The 18,373-nt window shown below is 54.2% G+C and carries 18 protein-coding genes; 2 read left to right on the plus strand and 16 right to left on the minus strand.

Annotated elements, in window-relative coordinates; genetic code table 11:
• Window positions 1-213: 213 nt before the first annotated feature.
• Window positions 214-2,766: an ATP-dependent Clp protease ATP-binding subunit gene (locus tag EU556_RS08350; RefSeq protein WP_135433133.1), complete on the plus strand. Its 2,553-nt coding sequence runs from the start codon at window positions 214-216 to the stop codon at window positions 2,764-2,766.
• Window positions 2,767-2,931: 165 nt separating this feature from the next.
• Here EU556_RS08350 and EU556_RS08355 read toward each other — a convergent pair whose 3' ends face one another.
• From EU556_RS08355 to EU556_RS08375, 5 genes are all read right to left on the minus strand, one after another.
• Window positions 2,932-4,779 (minus strand): type VI secretion system baseplate subunit TssF, encoded by a 1,848-nt coding sequence (locus EU556_RS08355; protein ID WP_135433135.1) that lies wholly within the window; start codon window positions 4,777-4,779, stop codon window positions 2,932-2,934.
• 91 nt (window positions 4,780-4,870) lie between these two features.
• The gene (locus EU556_RS08360) at window positions 4,871-5,296 is read right to left on the minus strand and encodes a GPW/gp25 family protein (RefSeq protein WP_135433137.1); all 426 of its coding nucleotides are present in this window, start codon (window positions 5,294-5,296) and stop codon (window positions 4,871-4,873) included.
• 33 nt (window positions 5,297-5,329) lie between these two features.
• Window positions 5,330-6,223: a hypothetical protein gene (locus EU556_RS08365; protein ID WP_135433139.1), complete on the minus strand. Its 894-nt coding sequence runs from the start codon at window positions 6,221-6,223 to the stop codon at window positions 5,330-5,332.
• A 33-nt stretch (window positions 6,224-6,256) separates the two neighbouring features.
• Window positions 6,257-7,390, minus strand: a complete 1,134-nt coding sequence (locus tag EU556_RS08370; RefSeq protein WP_210116247.1) for a hypothetical protein — start codon at window positions 7,388-7,390, stop codon at window positions 6,257-6,259.
• Between the two features lie 101 nt (window positions 7,391-7,491).
• Entirely contained in the window at window positions 7,492-8,331 is an 840-nt protein-coding gene (locus tag EU556_RS08375) for a TssN family type VI secretion system protein (RefSeq protein ID WP_135433143.1), read from the minus strand.
• Between the two features lie 217 nt (window positions 8,332-8,548).
• Between EU556_RS08375 and EU556_RS08380 the strand changes: the two genes are divergently transcribed.
• Window positions 8,549-9,580, plus strand: coding sequence for a hypothetical protein (locus EU556_RS08380; protein ID WP_135433145.1), 1,032 nt, complete (start codon window positions 8,549-8,551; stop codon window positions 9,578-9,580).
• A 48-nt stretch (window positions 9,581-9,628) separates the two neighbouring features.
• Here EU556_RS08380 and EU556_RS26020 read toward each other — a convergent pair whose 3' ends face one another.
• The 11 genes from EU556_RS26020 to EU556_RS08425 all read right to left on the minus strand — a co-directional run bounded on the left by EU556_RS26020 (window position 9,629) and on the right by EU556_RS08425 (window position 18,307).
• The gene (locus EU556_RS26020; protein ID WP_167855510.1) at window positions 9,629-9,796 is read right to left on the minus strand and encodes a hypothetical protein; all 168 of its coding nucleotides are present in this window, start codon (window positions 9,794-9,796) and stop codon (window positions 9,629-9,631) included.
• A gap of 31 nt (window positions 9,797-9,827) precedes the next feature.
• Window positions 9,828-10,001, minus strand: a complete 174-nt coding sequence (locus tag EU556_RS26025; RefSeq protein WP_167855511.1) for a hypothetical protein — start codon at window positions 9,999-10,001, stop codon at window positions 9,828-9,830.
• Between the two features lie 61 nt (window positions 10,002-10,062).
• Window positions 10,063-10,605 (minus strand): SMI1/KNR4 family protein, encoded by a 543-nt coding sequence (locus tag EU556_RS08385; protein ID WP_135433147.1) that lies wholly within the window; start codon window positions 10,603-10,605, stop codon window positions 10,063-10,065.
• Window positions 10,606-10,747: 142 nt separating this feature from the next.
• Window positions 10,748-11,323, minus strand: a complete 576-nt coding sequence (locus EU556_RS08390) for an imm11 family protein (protein WP_135433149.1) — start codon at window positions 11,321-11,323, stop codon at window positions 10,748-10,750.
• 5 nt (window positions 11,324-11,328) lie between these two features.
• Complete coding sequence (locus EU556_RS08395; protein ID WP_135433151.1) at window positions 11,329-11,904, minus strand: imm11 family protein; 576 nt, start codon at window positions 11,902-11,904, stop codon at window positions 11,329-11,331.
• A 229-nt stretch (window positions 11,905-12,133) separates the two neighbouring features.
• Window positions 12,134-12,727 (minus strand): hypothetical protein, encoded by a 594-nt coding sequence (locus tag EU556_RS08400; RefSeq protein WP_167855512.1) that lies wholly within the window; start codon window positions 12,725-12,727, stop codon window positions 12,134-12,136.
• Window positions 12,727-13,308: an imm11 family protein gene (locus EU556_RS08405; protein WP_135433155.1), complete on the minus strand. Its 582-nt coding sequence runs from the start codon at window positions 13,306-13,308 to the stop codon at window positions 12,727-12,729. Before EU556_RS08405 ends, EU556_RS08400 begins: the two co-directional genes overlap by 1 nt.
• A gap of 419 nt (window positions 13,309-13,727) precedes the next feature.
• On the minus strand, window positions 13,728-13,913 hold the full coding sequence (locus tag EU556_RS08410; RefSeq protein ID WP_135433157.1) for a hypothetical protein: 186 nt from the start codon (window positions 13,911-13,913) through the stop codon (window positions 13,728-13,730).
• A gap of 37 nt (window positions 13,914-13,950) precedes the next feature.
• Window positions 13,951-14,709 (minus strand): PoNe immunity protein domain-containing protein, encoded by a 759-nt coding sequence (locus EU556_RS08415; protein WP_135433159.1) that lies wholly within the window; start codon window positions 14,707-14,709, stop codon window positions 13,951-13,953.
• 15 nt (window positions 14,710-14,724) lie between these two features.
• The gene (locus EU556_RS08420) at window positions 14,725-16,479 is read right to left on the minus strand and encodes a polymorphic toxin-type HINT domain-containing protein (protein ID WP_135433161.1); all 1,755 of its coding nucleotides are present in this window, start codon (window positions 16,477-16,479) and stop codon (window positions 14,725-14,727) included.
• Between the two features lie 10 nt (window positions 16,480-16,489).
• Window positions 16,490-18,307 carry a type VI secretion system Vgr family protein gene (locus EU556_RS08425; protein ID WP_135433163.1) on the minus strand — a complete coding sequence of 606 codons (1,818 nt, stop codon included), beginning with the start codon at window positions 18,305-18,307 and terminating at the stop codon, window positions 16,490-16,492.
• Between the last annotated feature and the right edge of the window lie 66 nt (window positions 18,308-18,373).

Below are 18,373 nucleotides of genomic sequence, written 5' to 3' on the forward strand. Positions count from 1 at the left end.
AAACATAGTTCTCAATTATTTAACGCTGGTTTTGGAGTGTTTGAGGGGTATGGCGGTTACAAAATTTTGCCATAACCACAGGGCCTCGGCTGAGAATGGTTTATTGCTTTACCTTACCGCAATACCAGTTGTGCTGCCGTAAAAAGCAGCCGTATACCTAGTACGTCTCTCAAGTTTTAACCTGCTTTTATCATTCAGATTTTAACGTCCCGTATGGCTTATACCGACGAGCTAAAACGAGTGCTGCACATTGCACAGGCCGTAGCGCACGAGTATCGACATGAATACTACGCAGCCCCACATTTGCTAATGGCGCTGCTGCATAATGAAATAGGCCTAGCCTCCTGGCTGGCAATAGAGCTGGATAAGGATATTCATTACCTGAGGGAGTGGACTGAGGTGCGGCTGGAGGGGCTCCCTAAAGCTACCCGCCCACCCGAAATGCCCGCCGCCGACAAAGACCTGAAGGGTGTGCTGGAAGTAGCTGACCTGGTAGCGCTGCAGCTTTCTAAAGACCAAACAGACCCCCTCTGTGCGCTGGCCGCCGTGCTGCGCCCTGGCCTGGCTTACACTACTGAGCAGCTAAAATCGTTGCCGCTCACCCAGCGCGAGGTGATGGAAGCTGCCGAGCCGGAAGCCCTGCAGCCCGTAGCCATGGGGGCTGATGGGCAGCAGACCACGCCGCTCACTGACCGGGCCGCTCCTGCCGCCAAGGCCGGTGCTCTGGCCACCTATTGCGTAAACAAAACTGCTCAGGCCGAAGCCGGCAAGCTAGATCCCATTGTGGGCCGCGACCGGGAAACACGACAGATGGCCGAAATATTAGGCCGGCGTACCAAGCCCAACGTGCTGCTGGTTGGGGAGCCCGGAGTAGGTAAATCGGCTCTGGTAGAAGGGTTTGCCCAACAGATTGTGCAGAAGAAAGTGCCCCTGCACTTGCAGCAGGTAACGCTGTTTGAGTTGGATTTGGGCACGTTGGTAGCCGGGGCCTCGTACAAAGGGGAAGTGGAGGACCGCATCAAAAGCGTACTCAGCGAAATCAAGCAGTACACCCGCGCCATTCTATTTATTGACGAAATTCATGCCCTTCTTGACCCTAAAGGCTCGGCGGGGGCTGGTATTGCGCAACTGCTGAAGCCGGAGCTGGCTCGCGGCGAAGTCACGGTGATTGGGGCCACTACCAACGATGAGTACCGCCAGTACATTGAAACCGATGAAGCCTTCAACCGTCGTTTTGACGTGCTGCGGGTAGAGGAGCCTAGCGTGGTAGTAGCAGAGCGCATGCTTTCTAGCGTGCTGCCGTACTACGCAACGCACCATGGCTTGCAAGTAGCACCCGGCACTGTGGAAGAAGCCGTGCGTCTGGCCAAGCGCTACATAAAAGACCGACAGCTGCCCGATTCCGCCATTGACCTCGTGGACCGCACCATGGCGGCCATCCGGATGCTTGATGACCACGCCGGCGCTGAGCTGCTAGGCCTGCAGCAGGAGTTTGAAAACATAGCGGAAGCCCACCGTAGCCTGCCCGAGCCTGAGCGCCTAAAGGAGCTGCGCTGGTTTCTCTATCAGGTGCAGAACCAGGTGAGTCACCTCTGGCTAAACCAACTAGACCAGGAGCAGCAGCCCGATTCGCTGGAAACCTCAGAGGCGCTGGAAACTTACATTCGGGAGCTGCTGGCGGCCGTGGTAGGCCTATCGGCTACCAAGAAAGACTGCGTAGAACGCACCGACATTGCCGCGGTGGTATCGGGTAAAACCGGGATTCCGCTCGGCAAGCTGCAAAGCAACGAGCGAGATAAGCTTCTGAACATGAACCAAGTGCTGCAGCGGCGCGTGGTAGGCCAGGATCACGCCGTGAAAGCCCTCTGCGAAGCTATTCTGGAGTCGCGCTCCGGCCTGACCAAAGCGGGGCAGCCCATCGGCTCGTTCTTCCTGTTGGGGCCTACTGGCACGGGCAAAACCGAACTGGCGAAGTCATTGGCGGACTTTCTATTCAACGATGAGTCCTTCCTGATTCGCTTCGATATGTCAGAGTTCAAGGAAGAGCATTCGGCGGCGTTACTTTATGGGGCGCCTCCCGGCTATGTGGGCTATGAAGAAGGCGGAATGCTGGTGAACAAGATTCGGGAGAAGCCTTACTCGGTGGTGCTATTCGATGAAATTGAGAAGGCGCACAGCTCAGTATTCGACATCTTCCTGCAGATTCTGGACGAAGGTCGCCTGCACGACCGCCTGGGCCGGGAGGGTGACTTCTCCAACGCGGTTATCCTATTCACCTCTAACATCGGCAGCGAGCAAATTATCAAGTCGTTTGGGGAAGGGCAGATTCCGGCTACCAATGCGCTCATGGAAACTATGAGCCGCCACTTCCGTCCCGAGTTTCTGGCGCGCCTCACCGAGATAGTACCGTTTGCGCCCATCTCAGAAGAAAACGTGGTGCAGATCTTCGACATTCACCTGCGGCCCTTACAAGAGCAATTGCGTCGGCAAGGCATCACGCTGGAATTGTCGGAAGCTGCCCGAACGCATTTGGCCCTGTCGGGCTTCACGCCGCGCTACGGCGCTAGGCCTATCAAGGGCGTTATTCGGCAGCAACTGCGGCGGCCCATTTCCCGGATGATTATTGCGGGCGAAGTAAGTAAAGGCTCCGTCATCGCCCTCGACAAAGCAGCCGACCAGGAAGAACTAACCTGGCAAGTGCAGGCCGCTGAACAGCCAGTGGAGGAGCCGACTGCGGTTACATCAGCGCAGGAAATAGGTAGCTAGCTACACGATAGGCTTATGGTCAACTACAGTGCATGGCAGTTGACCATAAGCCCACTGCACTAAACTTGTTGAAGCACCTCTTCTGTTAGCTAAGGACTGGCCTAGCGAATCGGTGGAGGTGCTTCAACAAGCAGTACCAAAGCAAGTGTAGTAAGCGAATTGGTGCTACACGCTGGAAGTGGCCACGCTTACCTCATAAGGCAAGTTCATGGCTGACTGGCTAGCCAGTAAAGTTTGCAACTCTTGTGCGGTACGCTGCCATTCCGGGGCCGATAGTCGGCTGCCGACAGCGGGGGTGAGAGCCACCCGGATGCAGCGCACAAAGCCGGCCGTAGGGGTGTTGCCATTGCGGAAGCCCTTCTCGATGTGCACTTGCCCGAGCTGGTTGCCCAACTCGGCCCAGCACACCGCCCGTATGTCTTCCAGCGTCACGACGCGGTTACGAGTGAGTAGGTTCTTGCGCAGCGCGTGCACCCGTTCTTCGGGGCGGGGCCGCTCGTGCCCGCCCGTGGTGGTGGTCAGCAGTTGCACGTCGTCGAGGTAATGCCCATCGTAGACCAACAGCCGGGTGCCGGTGGGAAGGCGGTTGCCTGCTTCCCCGTTGCTCGACCAGTACTCTAGGTACACGCTGTCATTAGAATCGCGGGGGCGCAGCATCACATAAGGAGCTGGGTCGCGACCGGTTTCCGCTCCCGACTGGCCTAGCCGCTCTTCTAGACGTGCAAGGTTTTGGTTGAGCTCGCGCAAAGTGTTGGTCACAAAATCAGTACCCGTGGCTGTGAAGGCTCGGCTTTCGTCGCGCAGCAGCTCCAGCAGCTCCAGCAACGCCTCTTGCCCAGAGCGGGCATCGAAGCGGCCGGCTCCGTACCGCAGGGTATAGGTGTCAGTGTCGTTTTCGCGCAGACTGGTAAGCGTAGTAGACCGGAACACCACGTTGCGCAGGCTATAGATTTCCCGAATGGCCAGAAACGCTTCTTCCGAAGCCAACGGGTAAATATTGAGGGCCGGCTGCAACCGAAATAGCTGCTTGTTGAGCCGCCGGTTAAGCACCGGGAAACAGTTCAGGCCGCAGGTAATCGTGGTTAGTGCCTCGGGCGGTAAGGCGTGCGAGAAGCGGAGCTCTAGCCAAATCAGAGGCTGCGCAAAAGTCTGAACAACCTCGGGGGCAAAGCGCGGGGCCAGCGCAGCCGGAAATGTCTCACGCAGGTACAGTTGCAGCTCGGTGCCGGGCGTTGGGAGCAGGCGCACAAAGTTGGGCCCGTACAGGTTGCGGACGTGCTGTTCCACGCGCTGCAGAAAGTCATACTCCTGGTGGAGGAGTGGGGTAGCATCGGTGGTAGCAGGGTCTAGGCCAGTTGCAGCGGGTAGCAGTTGGTCGCCCAGGCGCCAGGCTTCACCCGGCAGGTAAGAGAGATAGGTGTCGCGGCGGGGCTCGTTCAGCCAATCGAAGTAAAACGTCAGGTTAGCCAGCGTGGTCACTTCGGCATTTAGCTCTAGGCCCATCCAGAGCCGCCGGTACTCCGCGGGTTCAAAGTACGTAGCCGCCGCTACGGGGCGCTTCTGGCCGGCTGCCTCCACCCGCCACACCTGGTCGTCGGTGGCCAGGTACCGGACGGCTCCATCGGTGAGGCGCGTGGCTTGCAGTGGTGAGAAGAAGATGCCTGGGCCAGTAGCCGACCGGCCCGCCGTCGGCCGCTGAAATACGAACTGCGCATCGGCGGGCAGCAGCAGCAGCGGTTCCCGGGGCGGAGCCTGAGCAATGGCGTGAGCCGGCCGTGGGGCATCCACCACGTCGGGGTTCAGTAGGCCAGCCAAGCGCTCTACCAGCCGGTACTGGGTGTTGTTGATTTCCTGCCCGATCTTCTCCAGCTCCACCGCGCAAGCCTCCAACAGCAACTCCACCAGCGGGTCGAAGCCTTCCATATCAGCCTCCGTGTAGCCCCACATTTCGGCGGCTTTCTGGGTGAGTCGGCTTTTGATACCTGCTTTGGTGAAATCTTCGGAAAACTGCATGAACAGAAAATTGGAATCTATATAGAGTGGCCTAGGCCTCTTGCATTCAGCAGGATACTGGCCTAGGCCACTTCCATAGTCAATAACAGACTTATACCACTGATAACGGAGCTACAAACAGGCTGGCCCGGAAGGCAAAAGGCTCGTTGGTGCGGTGCAGCACGGCCCGCACGTTTACTTCTAGCCGCTTCCGGATGCGCTGGGTCACGCCCTTCATCTCGAAATCCTCTACTCCAACCACTACTTTCACCTGCTCCAGGCGAGGCTCACGCTCGGCAATGCTTTGCTCTACGGAGCGCTGCACGTTGTCTTTCCAGCGCATGTTGGTCATGGCCTCAAAGTCTTGCTGCCACACCACGCAGCCGAAATTTGGGTCGAAGCGCGACTCGCCGAAATGGGTCGTCAGCATTAGGTAGAGGTGCTGGGCAATCGACTCCTGGGCTGAGCAGCGGGCCAATGGGCGGCGCTGTAACAGCTCCTCGAAGTTGAGCGGCAGGCGGTAATAATCGTTAGCCATAAGGTGCCAAGGAAAGCGCTGAAGTGGCCTAGCTTATTTATAACCGAAGAGGCCCCGCTTCCGGCCGAGCTCCTTGTCAATGGAGTCAATCATTTTCTCCACGCTGGCTTTCATATCCTCGGAGCTGGGGTTTTGCAGAATGGCAACAAACCCTTTACGCGCCTGTTCCAGCATTTCCTTACGCTGCTCCTTGCTCATACCCGAGGCCCGCAACCGCAGGCAGTCGGCATTTACGAAGTTTACCTGGTCGGAAAGTAAGGCTACCTGGTTGTTGCTTTCCTGGAGCCGACGCTGTAGGTCGGCGTTACGGGCACCGCTGCTGCCATTGCCGCCTCCACTACTACCACTACCAGCTATTGCGGGAGCAGGCCGGTTAGCCGCAGCGGCTTGGTAAGTAGCTAGCAGTTGCTTGGTTTGGGCTAGCTCAGCCGCCAACTGCTCCTTGCCCGATACATCGATGCCCTTTTTGTCGAGCGACTGACGCAGAAAATCGACCGTATTGCGGTTGCTGCGGAATAGGTCGAAGTCGCGGAGTACGTTGTGAGCTAAGCGTTTATTGGTGAGGAACTGCATTTGCGCCGAGTCACCGCGAAGCTCATTTAGTGTTACGGCAATGGCGTTTAGGTAGTCTTGGCTGCGCTTGTTTAGCTCACCTACCACCAAGTCGTTGGTTTCGGTCCGGAGCTGGCGGTCCGTCAGCTCGATGCGCTGCAAATGGCCCGTGAGGGTATCAAGCTGCACCAACAGCTTATGCTGCTCGTCGCGGGTGCGCTCTAGTTCCCGCTTCAGCTTCGCATTCTCATCAGCAATGGAGTTGTTGGAGAACAGGAAGTAGGAAGCCAGTAGGGGCAACGCCAAGGCCAGCACATAAAATGCAAGAAATTTCCACAGGCGGGTAGTCCGTTCGGCGTGGTTGAGTGGCTTCATGCAGGTGGGAGAGGTATCAGACGAAAGTTGGAATTAGAACGGATTCCAGCGCGTAATTGGCTTCTCGGGCGCGGCCGCGGGGGCCACAGGATTTTCATTGATGAAAGTTTTCCAGCCTTCCTTGTTCTTGCCAATATACTCCAGCTGCGTGAGCTGGCGGAATACGTTGGCAATCAGCTGCCACAAGGCATATTGCTGAGCCAGGTGCTCGTGCACACGGTGGTGGTCGTAGCGCATGGTTACGGCGGCGCTCAGGGCATTGAGCAGGGTAGCCGGCAGCGTCTCCGACCACTGCTCGAAGTACTTGAGCATTTCTTCCCGCTCGGGTTCAGTTAGGCAGTCGAGGGCCGTTTTCACTTGTTTAGCTACGCGCAGCAACGTATCCAGCAGTTGAATGGGCGGCTGCTCGGCGGCGCTCAAATGAAGCGTGGTCAGGTGCTGCGCTAGGGCAAAGACGGTGCGCTCGGCCAGAAACTGCACTTGCTCACTGAGGTGGCTTTTCTTGTCGGTGCGCAGCTTCACTTTATGAATCACCTTAAACGCATCCGTTTCTATCTCTTGCAGCACATGCTCTAGCTGGTGCAGCCATTTCAGCAGGGCCGGGTGGCTGGTGAGCGAAGTGCTAGGGGGAATAAACTGCGTAACCGGCCGCAACGCTCCCTCGGTGTACAGCAGCTCACCCACTACCAAGTGGTAAGAGCTGACGGCCGAGGTATTCACCTGCTGGGTGGGCACTATGCTCAGCTGGTAGGCCGGGCGGGTGTAGGGGTGTCGCGGGGGTACCTCCTCTGGGGATGGCTGGCCGGTAGGCACGCGCACGTGCGGGTTCACGGACACCACCACGCTAAAGCGCAGCTGCTCCGTAGCGGCGGGCAGGTTAAACTCCTGTAGCAACTGGGCTAGGCTAGTGCGCAGGGTAAGCGGTTCGTTGCCACCCGTAAGTTCAATGCGGGCCCCGGCGGCCGTTACGGCCCGGCAGTGCGTAAGTCGGGCCTGTATTCCCGCCTGCGGATCTACGTTGAGCAGCAGCTCAAAGGAAGACAAACCGTGCGGGTCGGAGGGCAGCAGGCCGTAGCGGTGAGGCCCTAGGCCTATGCCGGTAGCATCGCGTAGGTGCTCCGTAGTAAACTGCTCAAGCTCAGTGAAGTGGCGGCGGGAAATTTTCATTCCATCAACCCAGTTCACAGGGTAGTGCTTGATTTCGGGTAGCATAAAGGGTGGGTAAAGGAGAAGTAGTTAACCTAGCGTAATACGAACAAGGGGCCAGGCTACCGGGCCACGCGCTGGGCTACTATGATGTCGCCTTGCTTAAGAAAATTGTCTCGGAAGCTGTAATCGGGGTTGATGTAGCGCCGCGGCTTCCACCAGCGCTGCTTAGCGTAAAAAATCCAGCCGTAGGGTTGGCCTTGCTCATCCAGGTACTGCAGGGCCTGCTCTGGCTTAAGCACGTTGTAGTCAGTCAGGAAGATGTGGAACAGGTCGCTGAAAAGCATATCATAAGGCGCCTTCGACGAGAAATCATGGTACAACGACTCCCCAAAGCGGCGCGACATCCAGAAGTGCACCACCATGAAGTTGTTGAGGTCCATGCGGGCCAGGTCGGGGCCGGGCTTGTTGGCCTGGTAGTACCACAGCTTGTAGTGCCGATGCGGAATCTGGCGCCAGCTGCGGTACGCTTCATAAAAGAAGTAGGGCACAGTAGCGGGCAAGGTGGCCATCAGGAACGCTGAGGGAGGTGTGCGGTCTTCTAGGCTAGGTAGCCACACCAGCAGTGCTACGCCTGCTACGCCAGCCAGCCAGCTCAGCACCGTCATGGCGGTGCCGTGCGTCCACTCATCGGGGTTGAACCAGGGCAGTAGCCGCTGCTGCGTATACACGTGCAAGCAGCCCAGCAGTAGCGCGGCTACCTGCATCAACAGAAACGTAACCTTGTACGGAAGCGGGCTGTAGACAGCTCCAGCGCCGAGCGAGCCAACCAGTAACAGGCTGCCCAGCAAATACAAGAAAATGCTGATAAACGTAGGATTCCGTTGCAGGCCGGAGCGGGCGTTAGACAGCATGTTCGTTGCCGCGCTTCGTGCTTGTGCTTCCGGGTTAGGAGTCAGCATACTATGCTATTCAGACTGTAAAGGATGAAGAAATTAAATGACCTATCTGCTAAAAGAACTAAAATTTCTCCATCTAGTCCCGACGGAGCATACGTGACCAGGAAACACAACTGGCTACCTTGCTTTACCAGATTTTAGGCAGTCAGGTTGCTTCAGGGGCCTTTTGCGCTTTTCTCAACCGATTGTAAGTTGTCAGAAAAAAGGTAGGATATCAAGCATGAGCACGTTCGGACGATTCTTTGGCGCGGCCTTGCCGCCGACAGCCCCGGCCCCAGCCCGGCGGGAGGGCACGTCGGGGTTTCAGCTCCTGGAAAAGCTGCAGCGCCAACCCCTAGACCTGCGCTTGGAAGTAGTGTTGGCTGATTTACTGGCCTACGGCTACCAGTTTGACGAGTTTATTGTGCGCCCGGTGAGCCTGTTTGCTCGGCGGTACCGCCGCGATATTGGCACCGTTACGGAAGAGCAAACGGAGCGGTGGCACAGCCCCCGCACTGCCATTGAAGTGCACCGCGAAGGCCTCTACGATGCGCTGCCCCAGCAGCTGTTTCACCAGCCCGGCGACCCAACGCCCGGCCAGGGTGTGCGCGCCATGATTGAGGATATTCAGGCGCAGCGGCGGCGCGAAAAAGCCACCCGCCGCTTTTTTTTGCCCTTCGAGCAGGAGTTTTACCGCTTCCGGGTGCTGCTGGAGCAGGAGGAGCGCCGGTACATGACCAACCTATCGGCGCAGTGGTACAATGAGGTGCTGGCGCGGTTCTGGGAGCTGGCGGGGCAGCTGCCCCCGCGGCAGGTAACTACGTTACTCTATCTGCTACCACTGGCTCACCGCATTGTAGGGGACCTGCCGCGCACCCAGCAAGTATTTGAAAGTGTGCTAGAGGTACCAGTGCGGTTGCGCACGGTAGCTCCGCTGTCGTTTCCGTCCGACGTATTGCAGGAAACCAGTGCTTCGCCCGGAGCCGTGCTAGGTCAGGGGGAACTCGGCCGCGACTTCGTGCTGAGCGGTGCTTATCAGGAAACCCTACCGGCTCTCGAAATCTCCCTGCTAGGGCTGTCTACCCCAGAGCTGGAACTGTACCTGGCCCCGGATAGCTGGCAAACTCGGGCCCTGAAAATCCTGTGCAATTACTTTATCGCCTTTGAAACCGATGTGGTGCTTCACTACGAAATGGCTGCTTCCAGCCAGTCGTTCGTGCTGGCAGACGAGGGCGAAACGGCCGTGCTGGGGTATACCACCGTAGGCCTGTAAGTAAGAGGCCTAGCGCCCTGGCAGTGGCCTAGGTGGCCCACAATGCCACTATTTGGTGGGGTGGATGTTGGAAAACGCGTGGCTTTCCACATCGAAGGTGCAGGTGGTGTCGTAGGGGGTGTACTCATCCGTCAGTAACAGCACCGTTTGCTGGCGCTGGTGTTGCTCAAACCATATGGCGTACACGCCGTGCACGGGGTGCCGTAGCTTGGGCATGGCCGGCCGGGCCTTCACTGAGCCATCGGCGCTATAATAGTGTCAGATTCCGCGAGCCATTTTCCCGGACGTCCGACTGAATCAGCACTTCGTCCAGGTGCTGAATGTGGTGAGCCGCTACTGTGTACCGAAACGTGAGCTTGACCCACTGGCCCGCGTGTTGCCAAGTAACCACCTTTGCCCCAACCCTGAAGTCCGTAATCATAAGAGCTGCATAATAAGTAACTCCGTGATTTGCACCACAACGCACATACGGAAGAGGTGGCCTAGCTTACTAGAGGCAAAGGTTCAAATGTAAGTGGCAGCGCGGAGTAGCCAGGCCCCAGCATTAGCTTAACGGCTACGGCATCGGTGCACTTCTCTACGAAGGCGTACAGGTCAGGAGCGCCGTAACGGATGCCGCCCATTCGGGCCATCAAAACATAGATCGGGAATTCATTATCAGCAGCGCGGTGGGCCACGTTCCAGGCGAGATATTCCCCGTTTTCGCTCATAGCAAAGGGGACCAAGGACTGCTCAATTCCTGGGTAGCCATCAGGCTCTATAAATAGCGGGTCGTGCTCCATTTCTTCATAGAACTCGTCCATGTGCCGCCGAATTATCGTGCTGCGAATGGTCCAAGAATCGGGATGATGGCCTAGCGGAATGTAGAGCAGAAAAAGACCGCAGAGCTTGCCCCAGCCGAGTTGGGTAACAAACCTCACATAAGAAGGCGGAAAGCCCACCCCATCGGCAAACCGGTAAGATGCTAGGCCACTAGCATCTGATGTGGTAATAGGCCCTGAATGAAGCTGATCGAAAATAAGCATGCACAGGGGAGGTAATCAGCTGCCTTAGATCAGCTAAGTGAACAACCAGAAACTTTGGTGTCGGCTTTGGCTTCCCTAATGGCCGCGTACTACCCTAGACCATAAGTATAACTTAAACCAGCGGATGGCTTGCAGGCATAAACTAAGCAGTTGCCGAATCCCAAACTTTCGCTTGGTCATTCAAATAAATGCCTGATAAACCGTGCTCGCGACAAGCAGCAACAAATTCGCCAGATATAAATCGCGTAACTGGGTCATCTGAAATGCGAAATATATGCTTGCCTCGCAGACGGTCAGCGTGGAACGCAAATTTATTGATACCCACACAGCGACCGTCGGAAAGTATTTCGTCGCTCTCTGTTCGTTCGCGGTCTAAATACTCGCCTTCGTCAAGCACATTAACTAAATAGTAAGGGCCGACCTCCGTCTTATAAGGCAACAATTCAACGCTTTTACCTAATAGTGGTCGTAGTATGTCTACAGCTTTTTGACTGAAAACGAGCACTCCATCACTAACCAAGGAGCCTAAATCTGCTATTTTCTCGCGTGTATCAATTACACCGAAAAATGTAGGCTGCCAATGTTTGCCCACGCGTTCTTTGGTGTCAAAATAAGTCTCTACTATCTCATCTATATAATCTATGTGGTCATTATTCTTATCCCAGTCAAACGGGACGCTGTAATCAGCAACGTTAGTATTATAATAATATATTTCCATGGCGCCTAAGAGGTTGTTGATTCCCAGACCTTTGACTCTTCTGTCAGGTCAATGCCTGTCAGCTGATGTTGACGGCACGCTTCAACAAATTCGCCGGATATAAATCGGGAAGTCAACTTGTCTGAGATTCGGAAGATATGCTTACCGCGCAGACGATTGGCATGAAAGGCATACCTGTTAATGCCAGCACAACGACCGTCAGGCATGATTCTATCACAATCGGTATGTACCCGATCTAAGTACTCTCCTTCGTCGAGTACGTTGACTAAGTAATAAGTGCCGACTTCGGTAGAATAAGGCAGTAATTCAACTTCCGTACCTAAGAGTGGTTGGAGCGCATCTACGGCTTTTTGGCTAAAAACGAGGACTCCATCGCTCACCAAGAACCCTAAGTCTGCAACCTTCTTCCGTGGATCAAGAATTCCAAAAAAAGGAGGATCCCAATATTTACTTGCTCGTGCCCTCCCATCAAAATACGTTTCTACTATTTCATCTAGGTAGTCACTGTTGACATCGTCATCGTCCCAATCAAAGGGAACACTGTACGCATCAGAATCTGTGGTGTATTTATAAACTTTCATTTAACTGTTTATCTACAAATGTCAACATATGCTGGTTTTTCTAGCTAAACGTAAAGATTTGATTACCTCAATAACTCAGGTTCTACCCGCACGCCGGCTTTGGCCCCCATCATGGCCGCCGTGGCCGTGCCGAAGCTCAGTACCCCCGCCGCCACCGAGGCTACGTCCCACACCAATAAGGCTGCGTTCAGGGCTACGCCTTCAATTGTGCATCACGTACTACGTACCCTTAATGTAATGGCGGCAATTCTTTGAAAGAAACGAGGCTAAAACTCGTTGCGCTGAAGAACACTTGGTCGCCTACTTGAGCTATAGCTTCCAGTTGCTCCAAGGCCCGTACGCCAAGGGCTAGCACCCCAAAATCAGTGTACAATAAAGGCACGGCTTCGTAAGGCTCGATTGGGAAACCAAGCGGATGGTAAGCAGTTGAGATGCGGTCATAGTCGTCCTGAAAGCCCGGTATGTTCTCATAGTCCCCGCCTAGCTCCAGTTCGAGGAGGCGGTAACGCGCTAGTAAGTCTGGAAAGAAAACAACGCTGAGTTGGGACCCTAGGTAACGGCCTAGCGTGTGCGCTGCGCCAACTGGTTCCAGATCGAGGTCACCAAATTCTGTCAGATAGATAAGCATCTCCCCGGACTGCCCTGCCAACGCTGGTACTTCAAGCGGAAACTGCCGTGCGTCGAGGCGCAGAGCGGAGCCCTTGGAAAGAGTGACGGCGACTTCATAAGCGTACACTTTGCCTTGGTGCACTAGTGAAGGCACAACAGCCTCAACGGTGCCCCGGGGCAAGCGCACAGCTTGGACTAACGGATAGGCTTCCATCATCCAGCCGGAGTTGCCAAATCCCAGACTTTGTTTCCTTCTTCCATATCGATGCCTGTCAGTTTGTGCTTACGGCAGGCAGCGATAAATTCGTCGGAAACGTATCTAAACACTGGACTATCTGGTATTCTAAAGATAGGTTTTCCTTTCACCAAATCTGCCCGAAATACAAATTCGCTGATACCAGCACATAATCCATTGGATAGTATTTCCCTGCACTTTGTCTGTTTTCGATCTAAGTAATTGCCCACGTCCAATACGTTAACGAGATAGTAGGTGCCTACCTCCGTTGGGTAGGGGAGCAACTCTACACTATCCCCCAGTAGTGGTTGCAATACGTCCACAACTCGCTGACTAAAAACAATACGCTCACTTCCCGCTAACGTACCCAGGTCGCCCACCTTCACGCGTGGATCGATTACACCAAAGAAGGGAGGGTGCCAGTTGTCACCGACCCGCTGGTGTTTATCGAAGTACGTGTCCACGATGTGACTTACGTAGTCAATATTGTTGTCATCGTCATCCCAATCAAATGGGACGCTGTACTGATCAGAATCTTCTATGAATTTGTAAATCTGCATTCTTCGCATTTACAATCGTCCTTTAAATATGCCGATTTCCATTTCGGAACGCAACGCTTCAAGTTCTCTCAGAACTTGACCTTTACCTCCAAGCTTCTCAGTTTCTTTTAGTCGGTCTCTTACGTAAATGGCATCTTGGCCATTGTACGAATAAATAAAAAAAGCCTCGACATAAATCGAGGCTTCCCTTTTTCTAATCAGCAAACTGTTGCAATGAAATCAAGAATCGTGTAGGCTAAACGGTTTTACTCATCGTCTTCATCATACAGCAACGTCATAAGCATATCACCATCCTTATTATTGATATGGTCTCGTTGCCCATCTTGCTCATAATACAATTGAAATTTGCCGGTTACTCCAATATTGCTCGCTCCATCTAATAACGACAACAATATTCCTACGCTATCTTCAACTATGACTCATACATATTTCAAAAGTTCTTCCTGCTCCTCTTTACTCAACGCCTGCAACTTCATTTTGAGTTGCCCCTGAGCAGAACTTTGATATTTCGCTTCCACCGGAGTTAACAGCATGGCCCTGTAATCAGCAACAGCTTGATCAATGCCATATTTCTTAAGCCGTTCAACAAATTCAATTTGATCCATGAGTTTTATTTACTTTCTGATTGCTGATGATGAGATACTATAATGTTCTTGCGAAGTTCACAGCATCAGATGGGTAATGCGGCATTGTATTATAGTTAGTGTCATCTAAGCCAAAAGCCAGTGTTACAGCCGCGGCTTCCCAAGCCCAGTAGCCGAAAAAACTACCTTGTTTGTGCGTATCGTGCCAGGATACCTTTTTTAGATTTTTGTACCAACCCTGAAGAAATCTCTGCACTAAGATGGGCTGCTCAACAGGTACGGCATCAATGGCATCATACAAGGGCTGGTACGCTTTGGGATACACCAATTGAGTGGTGGGAGGGCGTTGATTAGCTAACCATGGCAAGCGACGCAAAATCAGACGTTCAATCAGTGCGTCTTGGCCGACGTTGCTAATACAGGCGACAAGTCGTAGCCATAATGCCTCCTCTAAATCGAAGAGGTAGGCCCATGCCAGCATTCGCAAAGCATCCGTATAGTTATCCAGATAGCGCACATCTGCTGTGATAGGGGCAGCAAACTCAAAGGGTTCGTGCGCTGGATGGTTTAGATATTGCTCCCATTTACGAATCAGATCGGGGAAATCCGTTGCTAGTTCCGCTAACGCATCACCACGCGAATAGCGTCCTTGCAATATGTCAACACTGAGATAAAAAATATTAGCGTAAACACTATCCAGTTTAGCGTATTGGCTTGGATTGCTCGCTACGCCAATTTCTCTTTTCGTAACTTCATTAAGACGAGACTCTATCCTCTCATCAAAGTAAGAGATGTCTTTGTGCTGTTCACGTTGCATTGTAAATCTTGGCTGTTATTTCAAAACTGTCTGGATTACTTCTCCTGTTTCCTTACTGACTTGTAGTAGTCGCTTTTCTACCTGGCCAGTATCCATAGCATCCCGGATTTTATCAGCTAACTTCTGATCTGAGAGCTTATTCAGGTTTTTTCTGATCCAGTTATCTGACATTTGTCCTTTGGACAGCTTAGCAGTGTCAAATTTAGTTTCTGTTACGATGTACTCGGGCGGAGGTGTTGCATTCCTCCACACACCATCTAGTCCCTGTCGCCCGGCGGGTGCATCCAGTGCGGTATGGGGACTGTCAAGCTTAATGTGCCCCTCATTAGCAAAGGCAATATCAGCTTGATATTCTCCCAGTCGACCATTGGCGGTCTTTTCATAGCCTGGGTACCACTTCTTTTTAGTGCGCGCCTTTACGCCCTTTTTCTTTTTATACGCGGCATATGCCTCGTCTATTTTCTTCGGATCATTTATTATCTTTTTTGCTGCTGCATATGCTTCGTCTAGTTCTTTCTTTGTTTTGCGTACTACTGTAGTTGCTTTACCTACAACCAGCTTGGCAATATCGTCGCAGGGCCCATTGTGGACGATGAGCATCCAGAAGCTAACCAAGTAAGTATGCCAGTCGGCCACCTCGAAGTTATAGACCGGGGTAGTCTGCTCAGTCTGATGCACTACCTCACGCACGGGCATACTGACTTGATCGGAGCGTAGCAATTCGTCGCCAACTTCCAGCTGTCCGGCTAGCTTCCACTCTCGCGTGCTAAGCAAGAACGGGTGCTCCGGTGTGGCACGGATTACTTCATCGCCTACGTGCACTTCCACTAGAGCGTGCGCCTCATGCTGACTGACTGAGATGACGGGCTTGAGGGCTAAGTTTTGTTGGTCCTGCTCCCAAGCCCAGACCATATCGCCCACTCGAATGTCCTCAATGTTGCAATAGTCTCCCTCAATGGCAACGAGCGTACCAGCCGGGAAACATGCCGTTACGCATTCTTTCGCTACTTTCTTGCCGAAAGGCTTAAGGGCTTTGAGCCCACCTTTCAGAGCCACCGCCTTAGCTGCCAGTTCGGCCATTTGCTTTTTGGCCATACCGGCGGCGACTTTGGTGCCGGCTTTCAGGGCGGTGCGCACGCCGGCTTTGGCCCCCATCATGGCCGCTGTAGCTGTACCAAAGCTTAGTACCCCAGCCGCCACCGAGGCCACGTCCCAGACCAGAAAGGCCGCGTTCAAAGCCATGCCTACTTTGTCGCCCGTCTGAATGGAGTGAATTAGGTCGCGGCCCGAACCCCAGATGGGAATCATGCCTTCCAACAAGCCCGCCTCACCTACGGAGTTTTTTTCTTTCTCAGCTTGCTCCAGCGCCTCATCGGCTTCTTCTTTTGTCTCCTTGATCTGCTGGCTCATATCAGGCGGCAGCGGTAGCTGGCCTGAGGTCATGAACTCAATCTTACCCTGGCCTACCGGGCAGGTGATGCAGGAACGGCAAAGTAAGGCTTCTGCCCCGCCCACCTTGGCTGGGTAGGTGTCCTGCCACATAGTAGGAGCAGGGGTGCACGGCGTGGGTGTGCCACCTGCCATTTGCGTGAGCTTTTGACAGATGACAAACGAGGGAATATTAACTAGTGGGGCTTTGTCGAGGGCATTAGCAGCCTGTAGTCCAGCTATTTTACTGGTACGGGGTGTGGCTTTGAAGGGCATCGGCACTGTGCCTTGGCTACACTTCATTAGCGCCCCTGTGATGACGTATTCGAGGGGATTCGACATAGCACACTATCTAAATAATATCGGTGTCGGAGGAAATAAGCTTAGCCTTACCACCGGCCTTCATATTCAAATTACTGCTGATCTGGGCTTGCATATCATTACCCACTTCTAAGCCCAGATCCTTCGCGTCTAGGTCTATTTTCTTCTTTGCGGTCAAGCTAATATTCTCTTCAGCCTCTACGGTAACGTTCTTGGCGTGCATCATAATCTCCCCCTTGTCACCAGCTTCGAGCGTGATGGTAGAGCCTAACACAGTTACCGGGCCGTTGCTTTTGATGGTGATACTACCGTCGCCGTTGAAGCCGATTTCAACTGCCGTACCCTTATTGTTGGAGTTAGATATTAGAATTTTTTGTTCGCCACCCTTATCCTGCATCACGAACTTGTTGCCGCCCGATGTTTGGATGCCCTTCATCAAGTTGCCATCGGGCGAGTACTTGGCGCCTTGCTTGTTGTTGGCATGGAACATGTTGCCCAACACAAAGGGCTGCTCCGCTAGGCCACCCTGGTAGTCAACCAGCACCTGCGAGCCTACCTCGGGCTTGAACAGTTGCCCCTTGCCACTCCCGGAGTAGGGTGTAAGCAAGCGTACCCAATCGGTTTCGGCCTGGGCTGGGTTATCAACGGGCCAGTGGTAACGCACTTTCAGGCGGCCCAGCTTCTCGGGGTCTTTGTCGTTGATGACTTCCGCCAGTTCCGGCTGACCCTGGGGCGCGTCGTAGTGGGGGTTGAGCGGGGGCACTTCCAGCACATGTGGCACCGCCGAAAATTGATTGCTGTAGTTGCCGGCCTCGTCAATAAAGTGCGTGATTTCCAGCACCCGATACTTACCGAAGCTCTCGGGCGTCAGGTGTTCCGTCCCGATACCTTCGCCGCTCACGTTGAGCACGCTGCCCAGATGGATGTTAGGGTTGTCGCTGAAGCCCTGCAGCGTAACCAGGTTAGCGGCGGCGTTGGCTTTGAGCAGCTTAGCTTCCTCGTCAAGCTGGCTATTGCCCTCAATCCAGGTTTCGGCGGTGGTGTGGGCTTCGTCGGTAAATAGCTTTTCGGCCTGGCTCAGGGCAAAGCCCCCGAAAGGATGGTTCTGGAGGCTGGGCAGGCTCTGGCTGCTGGTGCTGCTCTTGAAGTGCTGGTGCTTCTGGTAGTTGTACTCGTACATCTTGGCCTTGGTGGGCACCAGCGTCATGCCGAAGCTGAAGCTGTTGTAGTCGCCATCGGCCACGAACTCAATTTCCTCGCTAGCCGCCGGCGTGCCGAGCTGCAACGATTCACCATCATAGTAAAACCACTCGCCGTACTCGGCCGCTAGGCGGCTCAGAAACTCAAAGTTGGTTTCGCGGTACTGCACCACGTAGGGCAGCGGGGTTTTGTGCTGGGGGTTGATCTTGCGCGCCAGCAGGTTGGCCGGGTAGGGTTGCAGTACCTCGTTGAAAATGGCATCGAGGGTTTTGGCCACGAAGGTGCGCTTCTTAGAGCCGCTGGCCAGCAGATAGCATGGGCTGAAACCACGGGCCACAATGCTGCCGGCGAAGTCGTTATCCTTACCCGCCTCTAGGTGCGTTACGACGCCCTTGAACTGTAATTTTTGCCCTTGGTTGAAGTGAAAGGAATCGGCCTCCACGGCCAGAGTAAGCGGCTGGCCTAGCAGCCGTTTGTGCGCCTGTGAGAAAAACGACGCCTTGCTACCTTCTACCCGGTCGAAGGGTACTACCACCTGAAACTCATGGTGGGAAAACAGGCTCTGGGTGAGGGAAATTTGCTGTATATCAGCCGAGGGGGCTAAGGCAGAGCCTGCGCATTGCACAGAAGATGTTACCTGACGACTCATGAATCCGATAGAAGTTTAAAAAACTGGACATTCACTAACGACACCCTAACTATATCCCGGGCATTC

This window comes from Hymenobacter fodinae (assembly GCF_004745825.1).
Taxonomy (GTDB): domain Bacteria; phylum Bacteroidota; class Bacteroidia; order Cytophagales; family Hymenobacteraceae; genus Hymenobacter; species Hymenobacter fodinae.

Coding starts and splice junctions, on each gene's coding strand:
- EU556_RS08405 (WP_135433155.1), bottom strand. CDS start 13,308: ATGCAGATTTACAAATTCATAGAAGATTCTGATCAGTACAGCGTCCCA.
- EU556_RS08385 (WP_135433147.1), bottom strand. CDS start 10,605: ATGCTTATTTTCGATCAGCTTCATTCAGGGCCTATTACCACATCAGAT.
- EU556_RS08365 (WP_135433139.1), bottom strand. CDS start 6,223: ATGAAGCCACTCAACCACGCCGAACGGACTACCCGCCTGTGGAAATTT.
- EU556_RS08415 (WP_135433159.1), bottom strand. CDS start 14,709: ATGCAACGTGAACAGCACAAAGACATCTCTTACTTTGATGAGAGGATA.
- EU556_RS08355 (WP_135433135.1), bottom strand. CDS start 4,779: ATGCAGTTTTCCGAAGATTTCACCAAAGCAGGTATCAAAAGCCGACTC.
- EU556_RS08390 (WP_135433149.1), bottom strand. CDS start 11,323: ATGGAAATATATTATTATAATACTAACGTTGCTGATTACAGCGTCCCG.
- EU556_RS08410 (WP_135433157.1), bottom strand. CDS start 13,913: ATGGATCAAATTGAATTTGTTGAACGGCTTAAGAAATATGGCATTGAT.
- EU556_RS08420 (WP_135433161.1), bottom strand. CDS start 16,479: ATGTCGAATCCCCTCGAATACGTCATCACAGGGGCGCTAATGAAGTGT.
- EU556_RS08375 (WP_135433143.1), bottom strand. CDS start 8,331: ATGCTGACTCCTAACCCGGAAGCACAAGCACGAAGCGCGGCAACGAAC.
- EU556_RS08370 (WP_210116247.1), bottom strand. CDS start 7,390: ATGAAAATTTCCCGCCGCCACTTCACTGAGCTTGAGCAGTTTACTACG.
- EU556_RS08400 (WP_167855512.1), bottom strand. CDS start 12,727: ATGGAAGCCTATCCGTTAGTCCAAGCTGTGCGCTTGCCCCGGGGCACC.
- EU556_RS08350 (WP_135433133.1), top strand. CDS start 214: ATGGCTTATACCGACGAGCTAAAACGAGTGCTGCACATTGCACAGGCC.
- EU556_RS08360 (WP_135433137.1), bottom strand. CDS start 5,296: ATGGCTAACGATTATTACCGCCTGCCGCTCAACTTCGAGGAGCTGTTA.
- EU556_RS08395 (WP_135433151.1), bottom strand. CDS start 11,904: ATGAAAGTTTATAAATACACCACAGATTCTGATGCGTACAGTGTTCCC.
- EU556_RS26020 (WP_167855510.1), bottom strand. CDS start 9,796: ATGCCCAAGCTACGGCACCCCGTGCACGGCGTGTACGCCATATGGTTT.
- EU556_RS26025 (WP_167855511.1), bottom strand. CDS start 10,001: ATGATTACGGACTTCAGGGTTGGGGCAAAGGTGGTTACTTGGCAACAC.
- EU556_RS08380 (WP_135433145.1), top strand. CDS start 8,549: ATGAGCACGTTCGGACGATTCTTTGGCGCGGCCTTGCCGCCGACAGCC.
- EU556_RS08425 (WP_135433163.1), bottom strand. CDS start 18,307: ATGAGTCGTCAGGTAACATCTTCTGTGCAATGCGCAGGCTCTGCCTTA.